Raw genomic sequence first — 22,487 nt, forward strand, 5'->3', positions numbered from 1 at the left:
GACAACAAAAGAAAAAAATAAGTTTGTTTATCATACACTATCTTTTGTTACTGAAACGGAATCGGGTCTGGCTTTTCTTACTGGTTTTGGCTTAGTTCCTTCAGCATCTCTTTTTTCTCTGAGCACTTTATATTCTTCGTATCCTTTATTCAATTGTCCGTATAGCAAATTACCAATTGCTTTTGCACCACGTTGATTAAAGTGGGTATAATCTTTATTTGCTTTTGCAGGAGTTTCGTCAACCCATTTAATCATAAATCCATCTCCTCCCATCAAAGTATATAAATTCACAAATCCTGCTTGCGCTTCCAATGCATAGTGTTTTTGCGCTTTCATTAATGGAACTACAGCAGAATCGGTCTTCATTTCTAAATCATATTTTGTTGATTTATCGGCAGTAGAAACAATCAGGATTGAAACTCCTGGAAAGGATTCTTTAATTTTATTTACGGTTTTAGTCATTCCTTTTTCATACCAAGAATAATTTTTTGTTCCATAATTTAAAACGTTCGTTCCGTAATGCAGAATAATTAAATCGTATTTCAGACTATTATTAAAAGCTCTCATTACATCTGCATTGAACATCGAAATTGGAAGTCCAGAATTTCCTCTCTGCGAGAAATTATCAACATGAACTCCACTTCCATTATCAAAATTAAATCCGTAAATCGGAATAGAATCTGCCTGAACAAAGTTTGCCTTGAAAGCTTTTAAACTTCCTGATGAAACTTTTAGTGTGTTCACTAAACTATTTGGCGAAAGACTTTTCTTGATAGTGTCTTTTCCGATAATGAAATTAACTTTTCCTGTTTTAGAGGAGCGACCGTAAAATAAGGTTGCATTATCTAAAGAAGTAGAATACTTATTAAGCCCAGCTTCGTACTGAACCCAAGTTGAATTGGATTTATCATTTGCAAAAAACACATGTCCGTTAACTCCAAAAGGACTTGTTGGTCTTTTTACATTTAAATAAGATTGTGTCTTCCAGTTTTTAGAATAGGTTGATTTTACAGAACCTCTTGATGCAGCAGACTCTGAAGTAATAGAAACAAATCCTACTCCATTTCCTCCAAAACGTTCTTGATAATTAGTACGAACGTCTTGTACAATTAAATCTCCATCGGTCATGGAATCTCCATAATAAGCAATTCTGACCTTATTCTGAGGATTTTTTTCTAACTGATACAATTTCTCATAAAAGGAAATCAGGTATTGATAACCTTTGTAGTTTTCAAATGTTTCGGCTGGAAACTCGATTCCTTCGGTTTCATCAAAAACAATTTTCTGGCCGTTTAGTGCTCGCTCACTTTTTGCAATACTGTCTTTGTCTACCGATAGTGAATCTTCGGCAACAGATTCTAAAAGCAGACTGTCTATCAATATATTTTTAGAATCTAATTTAGTCTCAGAAAATATTTTGTCTGGAAGAATTTGCTTAAACCCAATAAAAGCAACCAGCGCTAACGCCACGATCGCAAAAGATTGAAAAAAATAAGATTTTGTATTCACCTAAATAATTATAAAATATGAAGAACTGCATTCAAAAATTAAACCAATTAAATAATGGTTAACTTATTGCAGAAAAAATTTGTGCAAAGATAGAATAACATTTTGTTTCTAATTCATTTTAACAAGAAAGTAGAACAAAAAAAGAGGTTAGAAATTCTAACCTCTTGAATCAAAAAAAAATAAAAAAAACAAAGCTAATGATTAACTAAATTTTAATGCCGAAGCATTTTTTAAGTTAAAATGAAATATTCTTTATAATCTTTAGATTTTTTCATTTATGAATTTATTTTAAGATAGCATATTGGAAAGTAGGATAACCTCTTTCTCCAGCAGCATTTACACCTGCGGTAAATCTCACTTTATAAACGTTTCCTGCTGGATCTTTAACAACATAGAAACGATCTGATCTTGCTGCAAATCCAGAAGTTGGATTGCCATTTGCATCTGTTCCTCCCACTGTTCCTCTCCAGTTCGAACCAATATTTCTTTGATCGTCTGTGAATTTTGCACTTTCAACATTTGCCAATGTAAAAGCATCATATGCGAAAGCTGTTGTAAGTACTTGGTAAGCTCTTGCACCACCTTTAACATTATTTAAAATGAAATCCGCAAAATTATAAGGAGCTATACCTCCTGACTGTGTACCTGTTGTATTAGTAAAACTTGTGAAACTAATATCCCATTGTGCTTTTTGAGGCTCAACACTAACTGTTTTTTTGTCTAATAAACTTAAGAAAGTAAAATTATAAGCTGCATTTTTAGTAACAATGATTTCGTCGTGAGTAGTAGCGGCAATATCAGCATATTGTACTTTATAATCATTTCCGCTTCTTAAAATTCTAACTTTTTTCCATCCTCTAGAAGGTCCAGTACCTGTACCCTCAGATCCAACTTTAGGAGCTACTGTTCCAGGATTACTTCCCATATTTATTACGTATACTTTATTATCAGCATCTGTTGCAGAGATTACTGCAATAGCGGTTTTAGTAATATCTCCAGTAGGATCATCAATTTGAGTAGTGCTTCCTTCACCATTAACAAGCATAGTTGCATCTTCCGCTTGAACTTCGTCAATATTCACACTATTCGTTTGTTTAGCAGTCATTTTTACAGTATGATTTATTATAACTCTAAAATCTGTACCAGAATAGAATCCTAAATCCCATGAAACTCTTGGAACAGCAGTCATTTTTCCACTACTCAAATCAACAAAAACTTGATTCGGTTCTGTTGGTTCACCAACTTCCGGAGCTAATGCATTCCCTAAAGAAGCTGTTTCGTTAAAGTTTACCTGAATAGACTTATTTTCAGAAATCACAGCATTGATAGAAGCACTACTAATAGTGAAAACTACATTTTTAACTTCGCCTTCAATAGCTTCTTTTAATTTCTTAAAAGTAAATGTCACAGAAGAAACATTTTGATCAAAAGGAACGATTAGTTTACCAGCAGCGATTGCTGGCGTAGTACTATAATCTGTGCCACTTGCAACTGCTGTTTCAGTGTAAGTTAAAGTTAAAGAACCTGCCGATGCAGTTGGAGAAGCAAATTTAATTTCGATTGGAGTCGTTTCAGCAGATAAATTTACTGAAGTCGCTGCAAAAGCTACAACATTGGCTTGAACTGCTTCATCATCACTACTACAAGCACCAATGGCAAGCAATACAAAAGATAATATTAAAATAAAGTTTTTTTTCATGGTATTGATTTATTAATTAAAATTTAGATTATATGAAAGTTTTAAGAAGTAAGATCGGCCGTAGCCAAGCATCATATCGCTAGAAGTTCCTCCTCCATGCGCGCCGCCACTTGCATCGCCACCGCCGCCATTTTGCACAGATTGCAAATTGGTTACGTTAAATAAGTTTCGAGCTCCGAGTGTAACTTCAAATTGATTTTTAAAAAATGCTTTTCGGATAGAAGCATCCATCCAACTGTAAGATTCTAATGTACTTAAGAAGAACCCCGATTTCCCGTCTGTACCAGTACCTGCAACATATTGTTGCTGTTGTCCATTATATTTATAAAAAACAGCTAACAAAGTATTCCATTTCGGAATGTTATAAGAAATACTTGAATTTAATCTGAACGAGTAGAAAAACTTATCATCAGAAACCAAATTTTCAGCTGCCAAATCCAATTTTCTAGAAATACCTACTACAGCTGCTCCCAACATTATATTCCAGTTTTTATAAGTATATTGTTCAACTGTAGAAATGTTCCACATTTTATATTTGTTGATGTTCATATATCTATAATTCCAAGTGGGAGTTACCTGTGTAACCACCATATCAATTCTGTCATCAACATCTAAATACGTAACAGCTAAATTGTTAGATATTTGAGCGCCCGAATTAAAAGAGCAAGCTCTTTTAAAACTAACTTCATACGATGTACTGTTTTCAGGAATCAGATTTGGATTTCCTTGCATATTATGGTTTGAATCAACAAAATAAGTATACAGCTCATCAAAGTTTGGAGTACGATAGGATTTACCTAAAGAAGCTCTTGCTTCTAATCCTTTATCAAAAAGATATCTTAAACCTAATGAACTTGCATATTGATTGTTAAAAGCACTTTGAAATGAAAATCGAAGCCCTGGACGAATGGAGAATTTCTCGTTTACGCCAATTTCTGCAACTGAATAAATATCATAATTTTCAAGTCTCTTTCTAATATCTACGCCTTGCTGATTATCATCTCTAAATGCCCCAACTGAAGAGTCATAGAAACCATTCTCGTTAGTGATTTCGTAGCCAAGCTGAAAGTCTACACTTTTATTATCAAAGAAATTGCTAAGTGTACCTGTCGAATAAAAGACCTCTTTTGATTGATAAGTGGCTCTTTGATTATCTACCTCCTGTTTTGTATCTATGTGGTAGACAAAATTTTCCAAATCACGTTCTTGTTTCTGTTGAGAAACGGAAACATTATATTTTAGTTTCGAGAAAAGATTTCCATTGGCATTTAAATGGTGGTAATAACGATTGGTGATATATCTTTTATCTCTTGAAAAATAAGTATCTGGAAAAGGATAATTATCCTGTATATTTACTTGTGGATTGTAATAGTGAACATCTTCACCATAATAATCAAATTTGTAAAAAATTCTAAAACCATCTTTTTGGTAGCCTAAAATTGCATTCCCTACCAATTGTTCTTTCGGAAGCTGGGTATAACCTCTAAGCCCATCATTTTTATCATAATCTTTTCCCTTCTTATCGTCATAATAACCGGCCATCGCATTTCGATTTCCTCCAATATTGACAAACCAATTTTCATTAAAATTGTAACCAATTTTAGCCGATTGAATATGACGACCTTTATCAAAAAATGCAAACTCTTTACCTACTGTTTCTTCTTGAACGGTCGCATTAATCTGCCACTTATAACCGCCTCCTTTTTTTGTAATAATATTTAAAATACCAGTAACTGCATTTGCTCCATGGGTTACTCCCATTGATCCTTCGATAATTTCGATTCGCTCAACGTCGTCTAAGTTTACTTGGGTTAAATCTACATTTGTTCCCATTCCTGTATCGCTTACTAAAGGTATATTATCAACCAAAATTTTAAAATATTGAGAATCTAATCCAAACATTGAGACTTTAGAACGTCCGTCATCTCCATTAGATGTCACTGTAATATTTAAATACTGATTTAAAACATCAGCCAAATTATTTGCTGCCAGCTGTTTTATGTTTTCTTTAGAAATCACTCTAACATTAAAAACAGACTTTTTTATAGATTGTGGCTCAAACTGTCCCGTAACAACAACCTCAGAAAGCTTTTCCTTAGAAGCAATACTATCTTTCTGCTGAGCAAAAGAATATGTACAAAATAGAAATCCAGCAAAAAGGGTAATTTTAATTTTCATTATTTTTATTCAGTCTTAATAATCGATGCAAATATATAACTATTTTTAATTGTTCTAAATAAAATTTATATATTTGCGAAAAATTTAAAAACAAAACAATAAGTTATGATTTCAAAAAGCCTTTTTATGTCAGCCGCTTTGGCCTTAACATGCAGTCTTGGTTTTAGTCAGGACAAAAAACAACAAGACATTAAGTCAATTAAATCAATGTGTGGTTGTTACGAAGTGAAATTTAATTTTACAGAAACATTTTCATATCCAAAAGACACTCTTACTTATAAGCCGTCTGAAACAAAACACGAATCTGCATTAGAATGGGTAGAGTTATTAGAAGATACTCCAAACAAAATTGTAATGCAGCACTTATTGATTGTAAGTGACGATATGATCATCAAGCACTGGAGACAAGATTGGCTATACGAAAACACAGACTTATACTCTTTTGATAAAGGCAATACTTGGAAATACAAAAAGTTAGACAAAAAAGCGGTTAAAGGCCAATGGACTCAAAAAGTATATCAAGTTGATGATAGTCCAAGATATGAAGGTTCTTCAACATGGGTTCACGTTGACGGGCAAGATTATTGGGCAAACGTTGCTGATGCACCGCTTCCAAGAAGAGAGCAAACAAAACGTAACGATTACAATGTATTAAAAAGAAGAAACATTCATGAAATTACTTCTACAGGGTGGAATCATGAACAAGACAATGACAAATTGGTTCGTGACGATGCTGGAAAAGATGTTTTGTTAGCACAAGAAAAAGGATTTGACGTTTATACTAAAGTTCCAGATGTTAAATGTCTGGCTGCTCAAAAATGGTGGAAAGAAAATAATGTACTTTGGAAAAATGTTCGTGACAAATGGCAGACTCTTTTTGACAGACACAAAGATTTAAACCTAGAGGCAAAAGTTGACAGAAAAGCACTTTACTCTCTTTTATTTGATTTAAAACCAGATACTGCAAAAGCAGAAACAGATAAAATCATTGACAAATTTGTTAAGTAATTAGAATTAGTTGTTAATAAAAAATCCGGAAGTTTTTAAAGCTTCCGGATTTTTTTGTTTGTTCTAGTAATTACTGAGCACACTCAGAATAAGTAACAGCGTGTCTTGATAAATCTGTCCATTTTGGATCTGCTGCAGATGCTGTGATTAATTTGTCACATCCGCTCCACAATGTTGCAAACTCTTTTTTGTATTCTTTTTTCTTTAATAAAAATGCAGGTGCATCTTTTTTAGCAACATAGTAAGATTTAGCATCTCCACCTACAAATTTAATACCTCCAACTCCTAAAGAAGTAGTTTCTTTTGCATGTGGATCACAGTATATTTTAAATTCTTTACTAAACGCAGGGTTTAAAAGTTGCATTAATAATTTTGATTTTTTCTTTTTGATTTGCACATCAGCAGTTTCAAAATATGCGTAACCTTCCTTTAAGTACTCTTGGTTCAGTTTATCATCGTTCCATTTTTGAAAATCTGTACCAAAATCAATTTTTTTAGTCAAATTATCAAGTCCACTAGGTGGTAAGTACATATACTTAATATCCTCCGGTTTTAATTTGTGCTTTTTTCCAGCTGCGTCTTGTAATTTAATAAATTCAATTAACCCTTTGTCTCTATCAATATCACGAATAGTTCCGCTAATTTCTGTTCCGTCTGCTAGCGTAATGTAAGCTGTTTTACTGTGCGAAAATCCATAAGATGGGTTAATTAAATCTTGAGCTTTAGTTGCTGTAAATGCAAAAAGAAGCATCATTAAAAGTAAAGGTTTTTTAATCATTTGTTTTTGGGTTTAAATTTTGCCTACTCTCACGATTTTCGGCTTCCTCGTATTTATTTTATAGTATCGTAAGCCGATTTTTCTCCTTTGTTTATTGGCCCTTTTAGCTGTAAAATAACCAATTATTTCCTCCTGTAAACATACTTATAAAAACAACATACACAAATCTCGTTAATACTTTTTTACACGAAAATTCATTTAAAAAAAATCCAGAAGTTTTTAAAGCTTCCGGATTTTTTTTAAATTACTATAAAGGATTTTGAACAATTAATGGATTGGCATTAATTTCTGCTTTAGGAATTAGCCACTGCCATCTTTTATCTGTAGCGTCTACAGTTAAAACTCCATTTACAATACTTGAATCATGATTTGCACCAGTTCTATCTAATGATGAGCTTGTTCTCTTCAAATCATAGAATCTAAATCCTTCACCCCATAATTCAATTCTTCTTTGTAAAAGTATTTCCTCAACTAAAGCTTGACCAGTGTTACTAGACAAAACATAAGCAGGATCTCTCATTATTTCAAAATCAAAAAGCACATTTGCTGCAGTAGCATCTCCAAGTCTCGCTTTAGCTTCAGCCTCTATCAGATACATTTCGGCAACTCGCATATATGGGACATCACATCTACTATCTCCTGTACTTATTGCTAAAAATTTCTGGCTAGTATAAGGAAATTTAGCATAATTCGACGGCAATGAAAGAGCTGTATGGTTTCCTGTTTTATCAAATATTTTAGAACGAACATCCGTTTGTGGAATTATGTTATACAATTTACTATTAATTGCTTTTGGGCAAGAACGTATAACAGTTGAGTTGTAATTTCTTGACATATATGCTCCAAAGTTTCCAAAATAATCAGTTTGAACTTCATTTATATGACTTCCCCACATCCATTCTTTATTAGAGTAATCATTAAATCCCGCAACATAATCTGATGCAGACATTAGCGTTTTTCCCGTTCTCGCTTTGTTCGCATAATTTGCTGCCACTGCCCAATTCCCTTGAGTTAAAGCAACTCTTGCTTTCAGACCTTGCGCTACTTTTAAATCAAGATGTGAATTGTTGGGTTTTGTGTAATCAGCTAGCAAAACATTTGCTTCATCTATATCCTTATTAATTTGCACATATACTTCTTCTACTGTTGAACGAGGAAATTTATCATTGCCAACAGTCAAAATAATAGGAACACCAAGCTGAGAATTATTAATTCCGCTTATATATCTTTCTCCAAAAAGCTGAACCAATTGATAATGACAAAAAGCTCTATAAAGCAAAGCTTGTCCTTTTACAATTTTCTTATCTGCATCAGAACCGATAGACACATCTGCTGCATTTATAATAGTATTTGCATTTCTAATTATTCTATAATAAGTTCTAAACTGGAATCTTAAATCCTGAGAATTCTCATTAGAGAATGCTGCCCAGTTATAAACTTGCAAATACCAGCCATTAGTAACAGGGAAAACTATGTCATCACCAGCAATATCTATCTGCTGCATCAAACTGCCTAATCCATTTTCATTTTGATTTCCTTCATATCTTATATATAAAGATCTGTGAATACCATTCAAAAGAGTCATTAGGTTGTCAGTTGTTTTTGTTGCTCCTTCATAATCCACAAATTCTGTTGGCTTTTTATCTAGAAAATCATCCGAGCAAGATCCAAAAATAATTATGCATACAAATGCAAATATCAATTTTATATAATTTGATTTCATAATGTTAAAAATTTAAATTCAGACCTAATGTTATTACTCTAGATGGTATATATCTATTCTGCGTTGTACCGTTAAAAGTTTGTGTAGGATCCATTCCCTGACGTTTTGTAAACAACAATAAGTTTTCTCCATTAACATAAACAGAAGCATTATCTATCTCTAACTTTGAAATAAACTCTTTTGGCATTTTATAAGATAAATTAATCTGTCTTAATGATAAATAATCAGAACCTTTTAACCATCTGTCTGAAGCGGCAGATGATTGAGTATTTCTATTTACATCTAATCGCGGAACGTCTGTAATATCCCCAGGTTTTTGCCACCTATTCAATATATCAGTACTAAATGCTGATCCGTAACTATTCCCAGTGTGCATTAAAACAGCATAATTTGTATCATACATTTGCCCTCCTATTTGGTAAGTACAAACAACATCTAATTGAAGACCTTTGTATTTAAATGTATTCCCAAAACTTCCAAATAAATCTGGAATTGCTGAACCAGCATAATGGTATAAAGCTTTATTCTGATCGGTAGTTACATTTACTCCATTTACAACTCTTATCGTACTATCTCCAGAGTTCACAAATTGTGGATCAGCTACATATAAAGCATATCCATCTGCTGGATCCACACCATACCAATCTCTTAGCCAATAATCGTAAATTGAATGCCCCACTGAAAGTTTTTTAGTCCCATCAATAATTTCCCCTTGAGGCAACTTTGTAATTTTATTATTGATAGTTGATGCATTAATATTTAGGTTCCAAGAAAAATCATTTGTTTTGATAATTGCACCATCTAATGAAATCTCAATTCCTTTATTTACCATTGAACCTATATTTTCCATTCTGTTATCCAAACCAGATGATAATGGATTTGGAACTGCAAAAATTAACCCGTCAGTATTTCTATTGTAATATTCAATACTACCTTTTAATCTATTTTTAAATAATCCAAACTCTACTGCAATATCTTTCTGAGTATTGACTTCCCATTTTAGATTAGGAGCTCCTGCAGCGTAAATTAACACACCGCCTTCTGTTCCGTTATCAGATCCTAAACTATAAGTATTCTGACTAACGTAATAATTCAAGCCATTAATTTGCGAACCTGCATCATTTGTGTCACTAATAGTATGTGAGTCATTTCCAACTTCTCCAATAGATGCTCTTAATTTTAAGTCATTAATCCATGTTTTTTCTTTTAAAAAATTCTCTTTAGAGATTACCCAAGCTCCTCCAAAAGACCAAAAATTTCCCCATCGATTATCTTTAGCAAATTTTGAAGATCCATCTCTTCGTAACGATGCTGAAAAAATATATTTATCATCATAGTCATACCCAATTCTAGAAAAATATGATTCGGTAGCGTAATTTCTCGTATAAGAATTCAAACCTGTTGTAGTCGCATAATTAACAAACTCTATAATCTCTGGAGCTACCTGACCGGTTTTAGTGCCCGTACTCCAATTTCTTTCATAATCGAAACTTTCATGACCTAAAAGTGCCGTAAAATTATGATTGCCAACTTTTTTAGAATAATTAAGCAACTGATTATACGTAACTCCTGTTAAAATTTTATCATCCTTTCCAATAAATCCTGTTGGCGCCCCATCTCCAATTAAAGTATTATAAGAATAGGTTCTATTCGAATATGTTTTATCGATTGAGGCATTTGTGGTGAACTTAAAATCTTTGAGGAAAGTTATTTCAAAAAATGTTCTTGCAGAAAGCGCTAATCCTTTTACTACATCAGTATCATTTAAAGTTTCATAAACAACATTTCGTCCATTAGAAGCACCCGACCCCCTAGTTGTTGAATAAACTCTATCTCCATTATCATCAAAGACATAATCTCCATTGGCGGTATGATCAAAAACTGGGTAAATAGGCCCCATCGTTCTTATTGTTCTAAATGGGTTTTTGAAAGAACTTGTATTTTCTACACCATCAGTTCCTAATTTAGAGTTAGTTAAAGCTCCTGAAATGTTTACTCCTGTTTTGAACCAATCTTTTAGACTTGTATTAAGATTTAATCTTCCTGTAGTTCTTTCGAAACCTGACTTTTGTATATATCCTTCTTCATTCAAATAACCGAGAGAAGCAAAATAATTTGATTTTTCCGATTTTCCTTGATAAGAAAAATCTACATTTTGGCGAACTCCAGCTCTTTCCAATTGTTTTTCCCAATTCAAATCTTGTGGATAAAGCAATTGAGCATTTGGATTTAATTTTCCATCTGTTCCAACAATACTATTTGCAGGAACATTGAATGGATTTGTAACTAGAACAACTGGTACTCTTGTAGAAGCATAAGCATTAGCTGCATCAATTTGAGATTGGTTTGCCATAGGACGACTATTTCTAATCGCCTCCCATTCTAGAGGATAATAATCAAAAGCATTCACTCTTTCGTAATCCTTAATTGAACGAGAAGTCATTCCCGTACTCATATTTAATGAAAACTTATCTTTTGATGACTTTCCTGTTTTTGTGGTGATTATAATAACTCCATTTGCAGCTTTTGAACCATAAAGAGAAGTTGAAGAAGCATCTTTTAAAACAGTTAGACTTTCAATATCACTTGAATTTAAGCTGCTTATATCTCCTGCGTAAGGAACTCCATCAACAATATAAAGTGGAGTATTTGATCCATTTATAGAACTGAATCCACGTATTCTCACTTCTGGTGCGGCCCAGGTTGACCAGCCGAACTTTGAATTTGTACTCCCGAAGTACTACCTTCTAAAACAGATAAAGCATTCGTTAAAGGTCTACTCTCAAGCTGTTCTGATTTAATTTGAGTTGCTGATCCTGTGTAAGAACTTTTTTTTGCTTTTCCATAAGCCACCTGAACCACAACTTCTTCTAATTGTTCTCCACCTTCCTGCATTTTAATATTTACAGAAGATGAATTTCCAACGGTAACCGACTGATCTTTCATCCCCATGTAAGAAAAAACCAGAACATCTCCTGTTTTTGCTTTAATCTTGTATTTCCCGTCAAAATCGGTTTGAACTCCATTGCTAGTTCCTTTTACCACAACATTCGCACCTGGAATTGGTCCGCTGCCATCTGATACAATTCCTGAAATTGTTTTTTCCTGCGCAAAAAACAATTGAGCAGTCAACAAAAACACAAGAATTGCAAATCCTTTAAATTTTCTTTTCATTATAGTTTGTTTGAATTAAGGGGCGCAACTTATAAAATTAAATTAATTTTAACAAGATTTTACACTTATTTAACATCAATAAACATAATAATAAACTTACAAATAATTAAAACAAAAAAAACCATCTATTGCTAGATGGTTTTAATCCTTTATCATTTATACTAAAGCTTACTAATTCAAAATAGTTAAAAAACGAATATTAGGAGATATCTTAATGACTATGCAATTAAATACTGTGAAATATGCCACAAAACTAATAAAGAGTCAAACTGCAAATATTACCGGATAAGCCAAAAAAGCAATAAAAAAAGCCAATAGTTCAAAAACTATTGGCTTTAAAATTTCTTAAGCTTTAATTCTTACATTCTCTCTGGAACTTCAATTCCTAATAGTTGGAATGCAGATTTGATTACTTCAGCAACTTTTTGAGAAAGCTGCACTCTGAATATTTTTTTAGTTAAATCAACCTCTCCTAAAATATGAACTGATTGGTAAAAAGAGTTATATTCTTTTACTAAATCGTACGTATAATTAGCAATTAATGCTGGACTATGATTCTGAGCCGCATTCTGAATTACTTCTGGGAAAAGTTGGATTTGTTTTACCAATTCTTTCTCTTTTTCATGCAATTCTTCGATTTCGATTTTATTAGAAAAATCAAAATCAGCCTTACGGATTATGGACTGAATTCTAGCGTATGTGTATTGAATAAAAGGTCTAGTATTTCCAGCAAAATCGACAGATTCTTCTGGATTAAATAAAATACGTTTTTTAGGATCTATCTTTAAAATGTAATATTTCAAAGCTCCCAAACCGATTGTTTTGTACAACTTTGCTTTTTCTTCGGCAGAATAGCTATCCAATTTCCCTAAATCTTCTGAGATTTGTTTGGCTGTATCGGTCATATCTTGCATCAAATCATCAGCGTCTACAACGGTTCCTTCACGGCTTTTCATTTTTCCAGATGGCAAATCAACCATTCCGTATGACAAATGATATAAAGTTGAAGACCAATCAAAACCTAATTTTTTCAAGATTAAGAATAAAACTTTGAAATGATGATCTTGCTCGTTTCCAACTGTGTAAACCATTCCCCCAACATCTGGCATGTCTTTAACTCGTTGAATTGCGGTTCCGATATCTTGTGTCATATAAACCGCTGTTCCATCAGAACGTAAAACAATTTTTCTGTCAAGACCTTCGTCTGTCAAATCAATCCAAACAGAACCATCTGGATCTTTTTCGAAAACGCCTTTATCCAAACCTACCTGAACAACATCTTTTCCTAAAAGATAGGTATTACTTTCGTAGTAATATTTATCAAAATTAACTCCAAGATTTGTGTAAGTTGTTGCGAAACCTTCATAAACCCATTCGTTCATTTTTTTCCAAAGCTCAATTACTTTTTCGTCACCAGCTTCCCATTTCTTAAGCATATCTTGCGCTTCGATAATGATCGGCGCTTGCTTTTTGGCTTCTTCTTCTGTTTTTCCAGCTTCTATTAAACCGTTAATTTCATTTTTGTAAGCTTTATCAAACTCAACGTAATATTTACCTACTAGTTTGTCCCCTTTTAAACCAGATGCTTCAGGCGTTTCTCCGTTTCCGAATTTCTCCCAAGCCAGCATTGATTTACAAATATGAATTCCTCTATCGTTGATAATTTGAGTTTTATACACTTTTTTACCAGAAGCTTTTAAAATCTCTGCAACAGAATATCCTAACAAATTGTTACGAACGTGTCCTAAGTGCAATGGTTTGTTGGTGTTTGGAGAAGAATATTCTACCATAATTGCTTTCTCTGCCGGATTTGGAGCTACAAAACCAAACTGTTTTTGATCTTTTATTCCGTTAAAGAAATTCACATAATAACTGTCTGAGATAACAATATTCAAGAAACCAGAAACTACATTAAAGCGAGCAACCTCAGAAACATTCTCAACTAGATAATTTCCAATTTTATTTCCTAATTCAACTGGATTACTTTTAATCACTTTTAGCAAAGGGAAAATTACCATTGTAATATCTCCCTCAAACTCTTTTCTAGTAGTCTGAAACTCGATTTTATCAACAGTAACATCAAATAATGCTTGTATTGCTTTTTGTATAGAAGGTGTAAGAATTTGTGATAATGACATGTAAACTTATTTTAAAGTGAGCAAAGATACTGCTTATTCATCAATTAGAGAAAATCAAAAACATATTAAATTCAGAAAAAGAGTTTCAATTTGACAAAAAAGCGCATTTTTTAATTGTTAAAATTATCAAAAAATCAAAACCGTAATCTCTTACAAAACAGCCAACGAGAAAAAAAACACACTTTTTTATTTAATTTCTTGTAACATATCAACTGTAAAAGAGTCTTAATAGAGACTCTAATTTTTTAAGGTCAAGAAAAAGAAAAAAAGAAAAAACTAACAAAACGAAATCATCATCATCAATCAAATCAAAAATAATCAGTAAAAAAATCATGAAATTAAAATTCTTTCTGTTTGCGTTATTAGGTATAATCGCAACTGCACAGGCCTAGAATACTGGAAGTATTACTGGAAAAATTACAGAAAAGTCGAACAATGCGCCGATTTCTTATGCAACTGTTTCGCTTAAAGAAAATGGAAAAGTGGTTTCTGGAGTAAATACAGACGATAACGGAGACTATTCATTTAAAAACATTGCTTTAAAAAGTTACACGATCGAAATTCAATATATTGGATTTAGAAAATATATCGGTTCTGTTCTTTTGAGCGAAAACAAAAAAAATGCTACTGTAAATGTAGCTCTTGAAGAAGAAGCAACGCAATTAAAAGGGGTTAACATTATCGCAGAACGTTCTACAATCGAACAAAAAATTGACAGAAAAGTAGTTAACGTTGGTAAAGATTTGACAACTGCAGGAGCTTCGGCATCTGACATCATGAACAATATTCCTTCTGTAAACGTAGATCAGGACGGAAAGCTTTCGCTTCGCGGAAATGATAATGTTCGTGTATTAATTGATGGGCGTCCAACGAATATTGATCCTGCTCAATTGTTAAAACAAATTCCTTCAACTTCTATCAAGAAAATTGAATTGATTACGAACCCAAGTGCAAAATACAATCCTGAAGGAATGTCTGGAATCATTAATATCATCTTGCACAAAAATGCAAACACTGGTTTTAACGGAAGCTACAGTGGCGGTATTACTTTTGGTAAAACGGCAAAATACAATCAATCTTTAGATTTAAATTACAAAACCGGGAAAGTAAATTTCTTTGGAAACGTGGGGCAAAACTTTGGTACTTACCAAAACACAGGATTCATCCAAAGATTTGATCAAGATATAGTTCAAAATATAGCTGTTTTGAATGATAATGATTCTTACTTATACAAAATCGGAATGGATTATTTAATTGATGATCATAACACTTTGTCTTTCTACACCAATCAAAACAAATCTAACGGAAAAGGTTTTGTAGACACTGATATTGATTACAATAATGTAACGGGTTCTGACATTTCTAATATCTTTCAAAAATCAAGCTATTGGGGACCTGACAGAGTTGGAACATACAATTTGGCCTACAAACACATCTTTAAAAAAGAAGGTCACACTTTAGATTTTGAAGCAAATTATAGTGATAATAAAAAAACTCAAAATGCTGCTTTTGATACTAAGACGACCAAAATTGACAATACTGCTTCGGGTATTATATACAATGATTTTCTGCAAGGAACTAGAAATTTAAGTACTGTAAACGTAGATTATGTTAATCCGTTAAACGAAAAAACAACCCTTGAAGCTGGAGCTGAGGCAAGAATCACGAGAACAGATAACGATTATGTGACTGGAAACCCTTTGTTACCAGTAGCAGATCAAACGTCTCATTATACTTATGACACAGATATTTATTCTGCTTATGTAACATTTGGACAGAAATACAAAAAGTTTAGCTATCAATTGGGTGCACGTTTTGAAAGCTATAAAGTACAGGCTAACTTAAATTACGGTCAGACTAAATTTGATGATGATTATATTACATTATATCCATCAGCATATTTAACGTATAATTTGAATGAGAAAAACACGTTGCAGTTTAGCTACAGCCGTCGTGTAGACCGTCCGAGTTTAGAACAGACAAAACCTATTCGTGAATTTGCTACTCCGTTAGTTACTTCATTAGGAAATCCTGAATTAAGACCTCAGTTTACCAACTCAGTTGAAGTAAATTATACTAAAACTCTTGAAAAAGGAAGTTTTACAACTGGAGTTTTTGTGAGAAGCATTAATGACCAAATCAGCAGAATTTTATATCCTGATCCAGCAGATCCGAGCATGGAAAAACAAATCATGAGTTTTACCAACTACGATCACAATACAGCTTACGGATTTGAAGTTTCTTTCAATTACAAAATCACAAAATGGTGGGATATCCAACCATCGATTGATTTCTCAAGTATTAATCAGCAAGGTATTGTATTCCAATACAATCCTGCAACAAATACAAGTAATCCAATCGATAGAAAAATTACTGTTGCTGCTTTCAACGGACGTATGAACTCTAATTTTAAAGTAAACAAACGTTTAAGTTTCTTAGCTTTCGGATTCTATAGAGGTGCTACAGACGGGCTTCAAAACAACAGCCACGAAATGTATAAAATGGATATTGGTACACGTTATACCTTATTGGATAACAAAATGAATTTAAGTGTTCGTTTCAATGACGTTTTCAATACAATGAAATATGCTTTTGATACCATGTACCCTTATCCTCAAGCAGGTCAGTTTAAATGGGAAAGCCAAACGGTTTACTTTGGTTTGACTTATAACTTTGGAGGCGGAAAAATCAAAAATTTACAACGTAAACAAAGAGACGACAATACTAACAAAGGCGGGGGTGGAATGTTCTAATCTTGTCTGAGAAAATTTTTTGAATAATTTTTTGAATAATTTCTTGTAGAAAAAAAGTCTGGAGATTGCCACCTCCAGACTTTTTTTGTTTTATTCTATTCTATAAAAAGTTACGCAACTCCTTTATTTCTTCTGGATTTGCAGTTTCAGAACCGTCTGTAATTGCTGAAGAATGATAAAAAGTGAGATCTAATTTTTCTTGCAACAGTTTGATATTTGAAGATCTTAAACCTCCTCCTGGCATAATTTCAATTCTGTCTCCCGCTAGTTCTTGAAGTCTTTCTAAAGCCAAAATTCCTTCTTCTACATTTACACCTTGACCTGAAGTCAAAATGGTTTTGAAGCCACAATCAATCACATCTTCAAGTGCTTTTTCAGGATTTTTAACTACATCAAAAGCACGGTGAAAAGTACACGATAATGGATGCGCCAAATGCACTAATTCCTTATTCTGCTTTTTATTTACTTTTCCGTTTTCTTTTAAAATTCCGAAAACGAAACCGTCCACACCTAGTTTTTTATATTGCTTGATATCTTGTTTCATTTCGGTAAGCTCTTCGTCAGAATAGACAAAATCACCACCTCGAGGCCTTATAATAACATGCATTTTTATATTTATACTTTCGCGAACCTTTACTACCAAAATAGAGTTTGGCGTAGTTCCTCCCAGTTTCATATTTTCACATAGCTCAATTCTATCTGCGCCGTTTGCTTGAGCAATTAATGCCGATTCATAATTAAAACAAGCTATTTCTAGTTGATTTTTTTTCATTTGTATTGTATTAAAATGGCTTCGACTCCGCTCAGCCTGACAAGCTGCAAAAAAATTATGTTCAATCTTTGTCTCCCTGAGCGGAGTCGAAGGGCGCTCCTATTGGAACGTGGGCTTCGACTCCGCTCAGCCTGACAAAGTATGTCCTGACGAAACCGACGGCTAATTTAATACTAAACATCCTTTTTATTAAAATTTTTATGAGTTGTTTTATTCAAACATTGAGAAAGTTTTTTCAAATCCTCCCATTTATCTTTTATTATAGCTTCTTTCTTTTTTCTGCTCCAGCCTTTTACTTGCTTTTCAAATGCAATGGCTTGGATAACATCATTAAACTCTGTACAAAACACCAACTCCAAAGGCCTTTTATTAAATGTATAGCTTTCTTTATTTAAACCATAATTATGTTCACTTAGTCTTCTATTTATATCATTTGTCATTCCTGTGTAATAACTTCCATCAGAGCATTTTAAAATATAGACGTAATATCTTTTCATAATTTTTTACTTCAAAAACAATAAAAGTAAGAAATTTAATTCAAAAAATATTAAAAAGAGCGTGATAATAGAAACGTGGCTTCGACTTCGCTCAGCCTGACAAATAGAAATCAAACACATACAATCGTCAAAGCTTTGTCACCCTGAGCGGAGTCGAAGGGCGAGCCTATTGGAACGTGGGCTTCGACTTCGCTCAGCCTGACAAATAGAAATCAAACACATACAGCCATCAAAGTTTTGTCACCCTGAGCGGAGTCGAAGGGCGATCCTATTGGAACGTGGGCTTCGACTTCGCTCAGCCTGACAAATAGAAATCAAACACATACAGCCATCAAAGTTTTGTCTCCCTGAGCGAAGTCGAAGGGCGCTACTATTGGAACGGGAGCTTCGCCTTCGCTCAGCTCAAATGGCTATAAAAAAAACCTACTCCCAATAAGAAGCAGGTTTTAAAAAAATATAATGTAAGATGATTATTTTACCATTTAATAATAGCACTTGCCCAAGTAAATCCACTTCCGAAGGCTGCTAAGACTACAGTATCTCCAGATTTGATCTTTCCTTGTTCCCAAGCCTCAGTCAAAGCAATCGGAATAGATGCTGCGGTTGTGTTTCCGTATTTCTGAATATTGTTATGAACTTGGTCGTCTGTCAATTTGAATTTATTTTGAATGAATTGCGAAATTCTCAAATTCGCCTGATGCGGAATCAACATATCAATATCTGAAACCTGAAGACCATTTGCCTCCAATCCTTCATTGATTACTTCAGCAAAACGAACTACAGCATTTTTAAACACGAATTGTCCGTTCATATACGGGTAATAACTTTCATCATTCGGATCATTATCTGCAATAATATCTGTTACCCAACGCGCTCCCATTCCTGGCGCTTGCAAAGCCAATTCTTCTGCATGTTCTCCTTCAGAATGCAAATGCGTAGATAAAATTCCTTTGCTTAAATCTTCTTCACGGCTTAAAACTGCAGCTCCTGCTCCATCTCCGAAAATTACAGAAACTCCACGTCCGCGAGTTGTCATGTCTAATCCTGTAGAGTGAACCTCAGAACCAATAACCAAAATATTTTTATACATTCCGGTCTTAATATATTGATCTGCAACAGAAATTGCATAAACAAAACCAGAACATTGATTTCTAACATCTAATGCTCCAACTGTTCTTAAACCTAAATCTCTTTGAACCAGAACTCCAGGTCCTGGAAAATAATAATCTGGACTTAATGTAGCAAAAACTACAAAGTCAATATCTTCTTTGGCAACACCAGAACGCTCTATTGCAATTTTAGCTGCTTTTACTCCCATTGAAGTAGTAGTGTCTTCTCCACGGATAATGTGTCTTCTTTCCTGAATCCCGGTTCTTTCCTGAATCCATTCGTCATTGGTATCCATTATCTTAGACAAATCATCGTTAGTCACCACATTAGAAGGAACATAATATCCTAAACCAGCTATTTTTGAATGATACATATATCTATTATTATTTATTAAAAAATTGGATTGCAAATTTACGCATACTTTAAAATATACGTACACAAAATACTATTTTTTTCGTTATTAGCAATTTAATATACTCTAATTATGTGCTAACTTATCATCATTTACTTCTTGAAAAGACAATTTTGGAACGCAAACATTGAAAAAAATTAAAAATCAGGCTCAAGATGTAACAAGACAAAACTATCTTAGACAAACATTTTGAATACCAATTACAAACCCATAAAATTCAAACTATGAAATTAAAGGTTACACTGTTTTTATTTTTAAATATAAGCTTTTTCTCTTTTGCACAGGAGAATCTAACTTATCAAAAACCTTCAAAATCTATTTTAGATTTGGCAGACTATCAAAGAGCTCCTTCCGTATCAATGGATACAAAAAAAGAGAACATGCTCTTGATGTACCGCAACACCTATAAAACGCTCGACGATTTAAACCAAGACGAAGTTCGTCTAGCTGGTTTGAGAATTAATCCGATTACTAATATTTCAAGCACGGTAACGTATTTAATCAATCTTAAACTAAGAAAAATAAACGGAAAGGAAGAAATTCAGGTAAAAGGACTCCCTGATAATCCGAAAATATCAAACATTCTTTGGTCGCCAAACGACAAAAAAATCCTATTCTCGCACACTACCAATTCTGGTGTAGAACTTTGGGTTTTAGATGTTGCAAGCGCACAAGCAACAAAACTCACGGAGGCTAGAGTAAATGCCAATCTTGGAAATCCGTTTAACTGGTTTTTAGACAGCGAAACTATCCTAGTAAAAATGCTTCCTAAAAACAGACCGCCTCTTTTAGATTCTAAAAAAGATCTGCCTACTGGGCCGATTATTTCAAATACTTCAGGAGAAAAATCTCAAAACAGAACGTATCCTGATATGCTGAAAAACAAAAACGACGAAGCTAATTTTGAAAACTGCATAACTTCTGAATTGTATAAAGTAAAACTAAATGGAGATGCTGTTTTATACAAAGACGCTGCTATGTTTGCCGGAGAAAAAATCTCTCCAGATGGTCAGTACATTATGCTGACAACAATTCAAAAACCCTTTTCTTATGTAGTTCCATTAAACAGATTTCCATCTAAAACGATTGTTTATGACTTAAGCGGAAGAGAAATTAAAACGGTAAACGAGGTTCCTTTAAATGAAATTATGCCAAAAGGTTTTATGGCTGTTCGAAAAGGAAAAAGAGAAATGGCTTGGAGAAACGACAAACCTGCAACTTTATCTTATGTTGTAGCTTTAGACGAAGGAGATCCTGCAAACAAAGTTGATTTTAGAGATGAAGTTTTTCTTTGGGATGCGCCTTTCGACAAAGAAGCTTCTTCATTAGCAAAAACTCCACAGCGTTTTAGTGATATTATATGGGGGAATGACAATTTAGCGGTTCTTTCTGAAGAATGGTACGACACGAGAAACACCAAAACATTTTTGATTAATCCATCAAACCCAAATCAGCAACCAAAATTGATTACGGATAGAAATTCGCAAGATGTTTATTCTGATCCTGGAGTTTTTGAAACAAAAAAGAATGTTTACAATAAATATGTTTTAGCTGTTGAAAAAAACAACTTGTATAGAATTGGTGAAGGTTATACTAAAAACGGACAATTTCCTTTTGTAGATGAATTCAATATAGAGACTTTAAAATCAAAACGCATTTACACTTCTCCGTACAAAGATAAAAAAGAGGATATTTTAGAAATTGAAGATTTCAAGTCTGGAAAAATCTTAGTTCAGATTCAGTCAAAAACAGAATACCCTAATTACTATTTCAGAAATATAAAAAAACAAAATAGCCTAACACAAGTTACTGATTTCAAAAATCCGTTTGAAAGCATTAAAGACGTTAGCAAAGAAGTTATTAAATACAAACGTAAAGACGGATTAGAACTTTCGGGAACTTTATATCTTCCTGTTGGTTATGATAAAACTAAAAAAGAAAAGCTTCCTTTGTTGATCTGGGCATATCCAGCAGAATATAAAGATAGAAATAGCGCTTCTCAATCGACTCAAAATTCAAACGAATTCACTTTCCCCTATTATGGTTCATTTGTTTATTGGGTAACAAAAGGTTATGTAGTTTTAGATGATGCTGCTTTTCCAATTATTGGTGAAGGAACTACGGAACCAAACGACAATTTTATTTCACAATTAGTAGATAATGCTGCTGCGGCAATTGATGCAGTAGATGCTTTAGGCTATATTAACCGTAAAAAAGTGGCTGTTGGAGGACATTCTTATGGAGCTTTTATGACTGCCAACTTACTAACCCATTCGGATCTTTTTGCCTGCGGAATTGCGAGAAGCGGTGCATACAACAGAACATTAACTCCATTTGGATTCCAATCTGAACAAAGAAATTACTGGGAAGCGCCAGAAGTTTACAACGCAATGTCCCCATTTATGAATGCAGAAAAAATGAAAACGCCAATTTTGTTAGTTCATGGAGAAGCAGACAGTAATCCAGGAACTTTTACCTTGCAGACAGAACGTTATTTTCAAGCATTAAAAGGATTAGGAGCCCCAGCAAGAATGGTTATTCTGCCAAAAGAATCTCACGGTTATGTAGCAAAAGAAAATATTTTGCACCTGCTTTGGGAACAAGATCAGTTCTTAGAAAAGTATCTGAAAAACTAAATTCATAATTTGATTCTAAAAGTAAACCCGACAAGTTTTTGAAAACTGTCGGGTTTATTATTTTAACAATTAGAAATTATCTAATTTTCTAATTGACATA

13 protein-coding genes and 1 pseudogene are annotated in these 22,487 nt (G+C 33.3%); 3 read left to right on the forward strand and 11 right to left on the reverse strand.

Features of this window, described 5'->3' with window-relative positions; translation table 11 throughout:
* Window positions 1-30: 30 nt before the first annotated feature.
* The 3 genes from ACPWTF_RS08645 to ACPWTF_RS08655 all read right to left on the reverse strand — a co-directional run bounded on the left by ACPWTF_RS08645 (window position 31) and on the right by ACPWTF_RS08655 (window position 5,386).
* The gene (locus tag ACPWTF_RS08645; RefSeq protein ID WP_427875158.1) at window positions 31-1,509 is read right to left on the reverse strand and encodes an SGNH/GDSL hydrolase family protein; all 1,479 of its coding nucleotides are present in this window, start codon (window positions 1,507-1,509) and stop codon (window positions 31-33) included.
* 283 nt (window positions 1,510-1,792) lie between these two features.
* A complete protein-coding gene (locus ACPWTF_RS08650; protein ID WP_427875159.1) occupies window positions 1,793-3,208 on the reverse strand; it encodes an HmuY family protein in 1,416 nt (471 codons plus the stop codon).
* A gap of 12 nt (window positions 3,209-3,220) precedes the next feature.
* Window positions 3,221-5,386 (reverse strand): TonB-dependent receptor plug domain-containing protein, encoded by a 2,166-nt coding sequence (locus tag ACPWTF_RS08655; protein ID WP_427875160.1) that lies wholly within the window; start codon window positions 5,384-5,386, stop codon window positions 3,221-3,223.
* Window positions 5,387-5,491: 105 nt separating this feature from the next.
* Between ACPWTF_RS08655 and ACPWTF_RS08660 the strand changes: the two genes are divergently transcribed.
* Window positions 5,492-6,394, forward strand: coding sequence for a DUF6607 family protein (locus ACPWTF_RS08660; protein WP_427875161.1), 903 nt, complete (start codon window positions 5,492-5,494; stop codon window positions 6,392-6,394).
* Window positions 6,395-6,464: 70 nt separating this feature from the next.
* On the opposite strand, the gene ACPWTF_RS08665 is transcribed toward ACPWTF_RS08660, so the two are convergent.
* The 5 genes from ACPWTF_RS08665 to argS all read right to left on the reverse strand — a co-directional run bounded on the left by ACPWTF_RS08665 (window position 6,465) and on the right by argS (window position 14,207).
* Entirely contained in the window at window positions 6,465-7,172 is a 708-nt protein-coding gene (locus ACPWTF_RS08665) for a hypothetical protein (RefSeq protein WP_427875162.1), read from the reverse strand.
* 247 nt (window positions 7,173-7,419) lie between these two features.
* Complete coding sequence (locus tag ACPWTF_RS08670; protein ID WP_427875163.1) at window positions 7,420-8,895, reverse strand: RagB/SusD family nutrient uptake outer membrane protein; 1,476 nt, start codon at window positions 8,893-8,895, stop codon at window positions 7,420-7,422.
* Between the two features lie 4 nt (window positions 8,896-8,899).
* Window positions 8,900-11,581 (reverse strand): SusC/RagA family TonB-linked outer membrane protein, encoded by a 2,682-nt coding sequence (locus tag ACPWTF_RS08675; protein WP_427875164.1) that lies wholly within the window; start codon window positions 11,579-11,581, stop codon window positions 8,900-8,902.
* On the reverse strand, window positions 11,578-12,069 hold the full coding sequence (locus ACPWTF_RS08680; protein WP_427875165.1) for a carboxypeptidase-like regulatory domain-containing protein: 492 nt from the start codon (window positions 12,067-12,069) through the stop codon (window positions 11,578-11,580). The genes ACPWTF_RS08675 and ACPWTF_RS08680 overlap by 4 nt, the downstream gene beginning before the upstream one ends.
* A 359-nt stretch (window positions 12,070-12,428) precedes the next feature.
* Window positions 12,429-14,207 carry an arginine--tRNA ligase gene (gene argS / locus ACPWTF_RS08685; RefSeq protein WP_427875166.1) on the reverse strand — a complete coding sequence of 593 codons (1,779 nt, stop codon included), beginning with the start codon at window positions 14,205-14,207 and terminating at the stop codon, window positions 12,429-12,431.
* A 332-nt stretch (window positions 14,208-14,539) separates the two neighbouring features.
* Between argS and ACPWTF_RS08690 the strand changes: the two are divergent.
* Window positions 14,540-16,960: pseudogene (locus ACPWTF_RS08690) on the forward strand (TonB-dependent receptor domain-containing protein).
* Between the two features lie 100 nt (window positions 16,961-17,060).
* On the opposite strand, the gene ACPWTF_RS08695 reads toward ACPWTF_RS08690, so the two are convergent.
* From ACPWTF_RS08695 to ACPWTF_RS08705, 3 genes are all read right to left on the reverse strand, one after another.
* A complete protein-coding gene (locus tag ACPWTF_RS08695) occupies window positions 17,061-17,732 on the reverse strand; it encodes a copper homeostasis protein CutC (protein ID WP_427875167.1) in 672 nt (223 codons plus the stop codon).
* A 173-nt stretch (window positions 17,733-17,905) separates the two neighbouring features.
* A complete protein-coding gene (locus ACPWTF_RS08700) occupies window positions 17,906-18,229 on the reverse strand; it encodes a GIY-YIG nuclease family protein (protein ID WP_250837365.1) in 324 nt (107 codons plus the stop codon).
* Window positions 18,230-18,704: 475 nt separating this feature from the next.
* On the reverse strand, window positions 18,705-19,712 hold the full coding sequence (locus tag ACPWTF_RS08705) for a 3-oxoacyl-ACP synthase III family protein (protein ID WP_248728175.1): 1,008 nt from the start codon (window positions 19,710-19,712) through the stop codon (window positions 18,705-18,707).
* A gap of 263 nt (window positions 19,713-19,975) precedes the next feature.
* On the opposite strand from ACPWTF_RS08705, the gene ACPWTF_RS08710 reads away from it, so the two are divergent.
* Window positions 19,976-22,387 carry a prolyl oligopeptidase family serine peptidase gene (locus ACPWTF_RS08710; RefSeq protein WP_427875169.1) on the forward strand — a complete coding sequence of 804 codons (2,412 nt, stop codon included), beginning with the start codon at window positions 19,976-19,978 and terminating at the stop codon, window positions 22,385-22,387.
* Window positions 22,388-22,487 lie beyond the last annotated feature (100 nt).

The sequence above is a fragment of the Flavobacterium sp. MMS24-S5 genome (assembly GCF_050320125.1).
Classification (GTDB): Bacteria; Bacteroidota; Bacteroidia; order Flavobacteriales; family Flavobacteriaceae; genus Flavobacterium; species Flavobacterium tyrosinilyticum.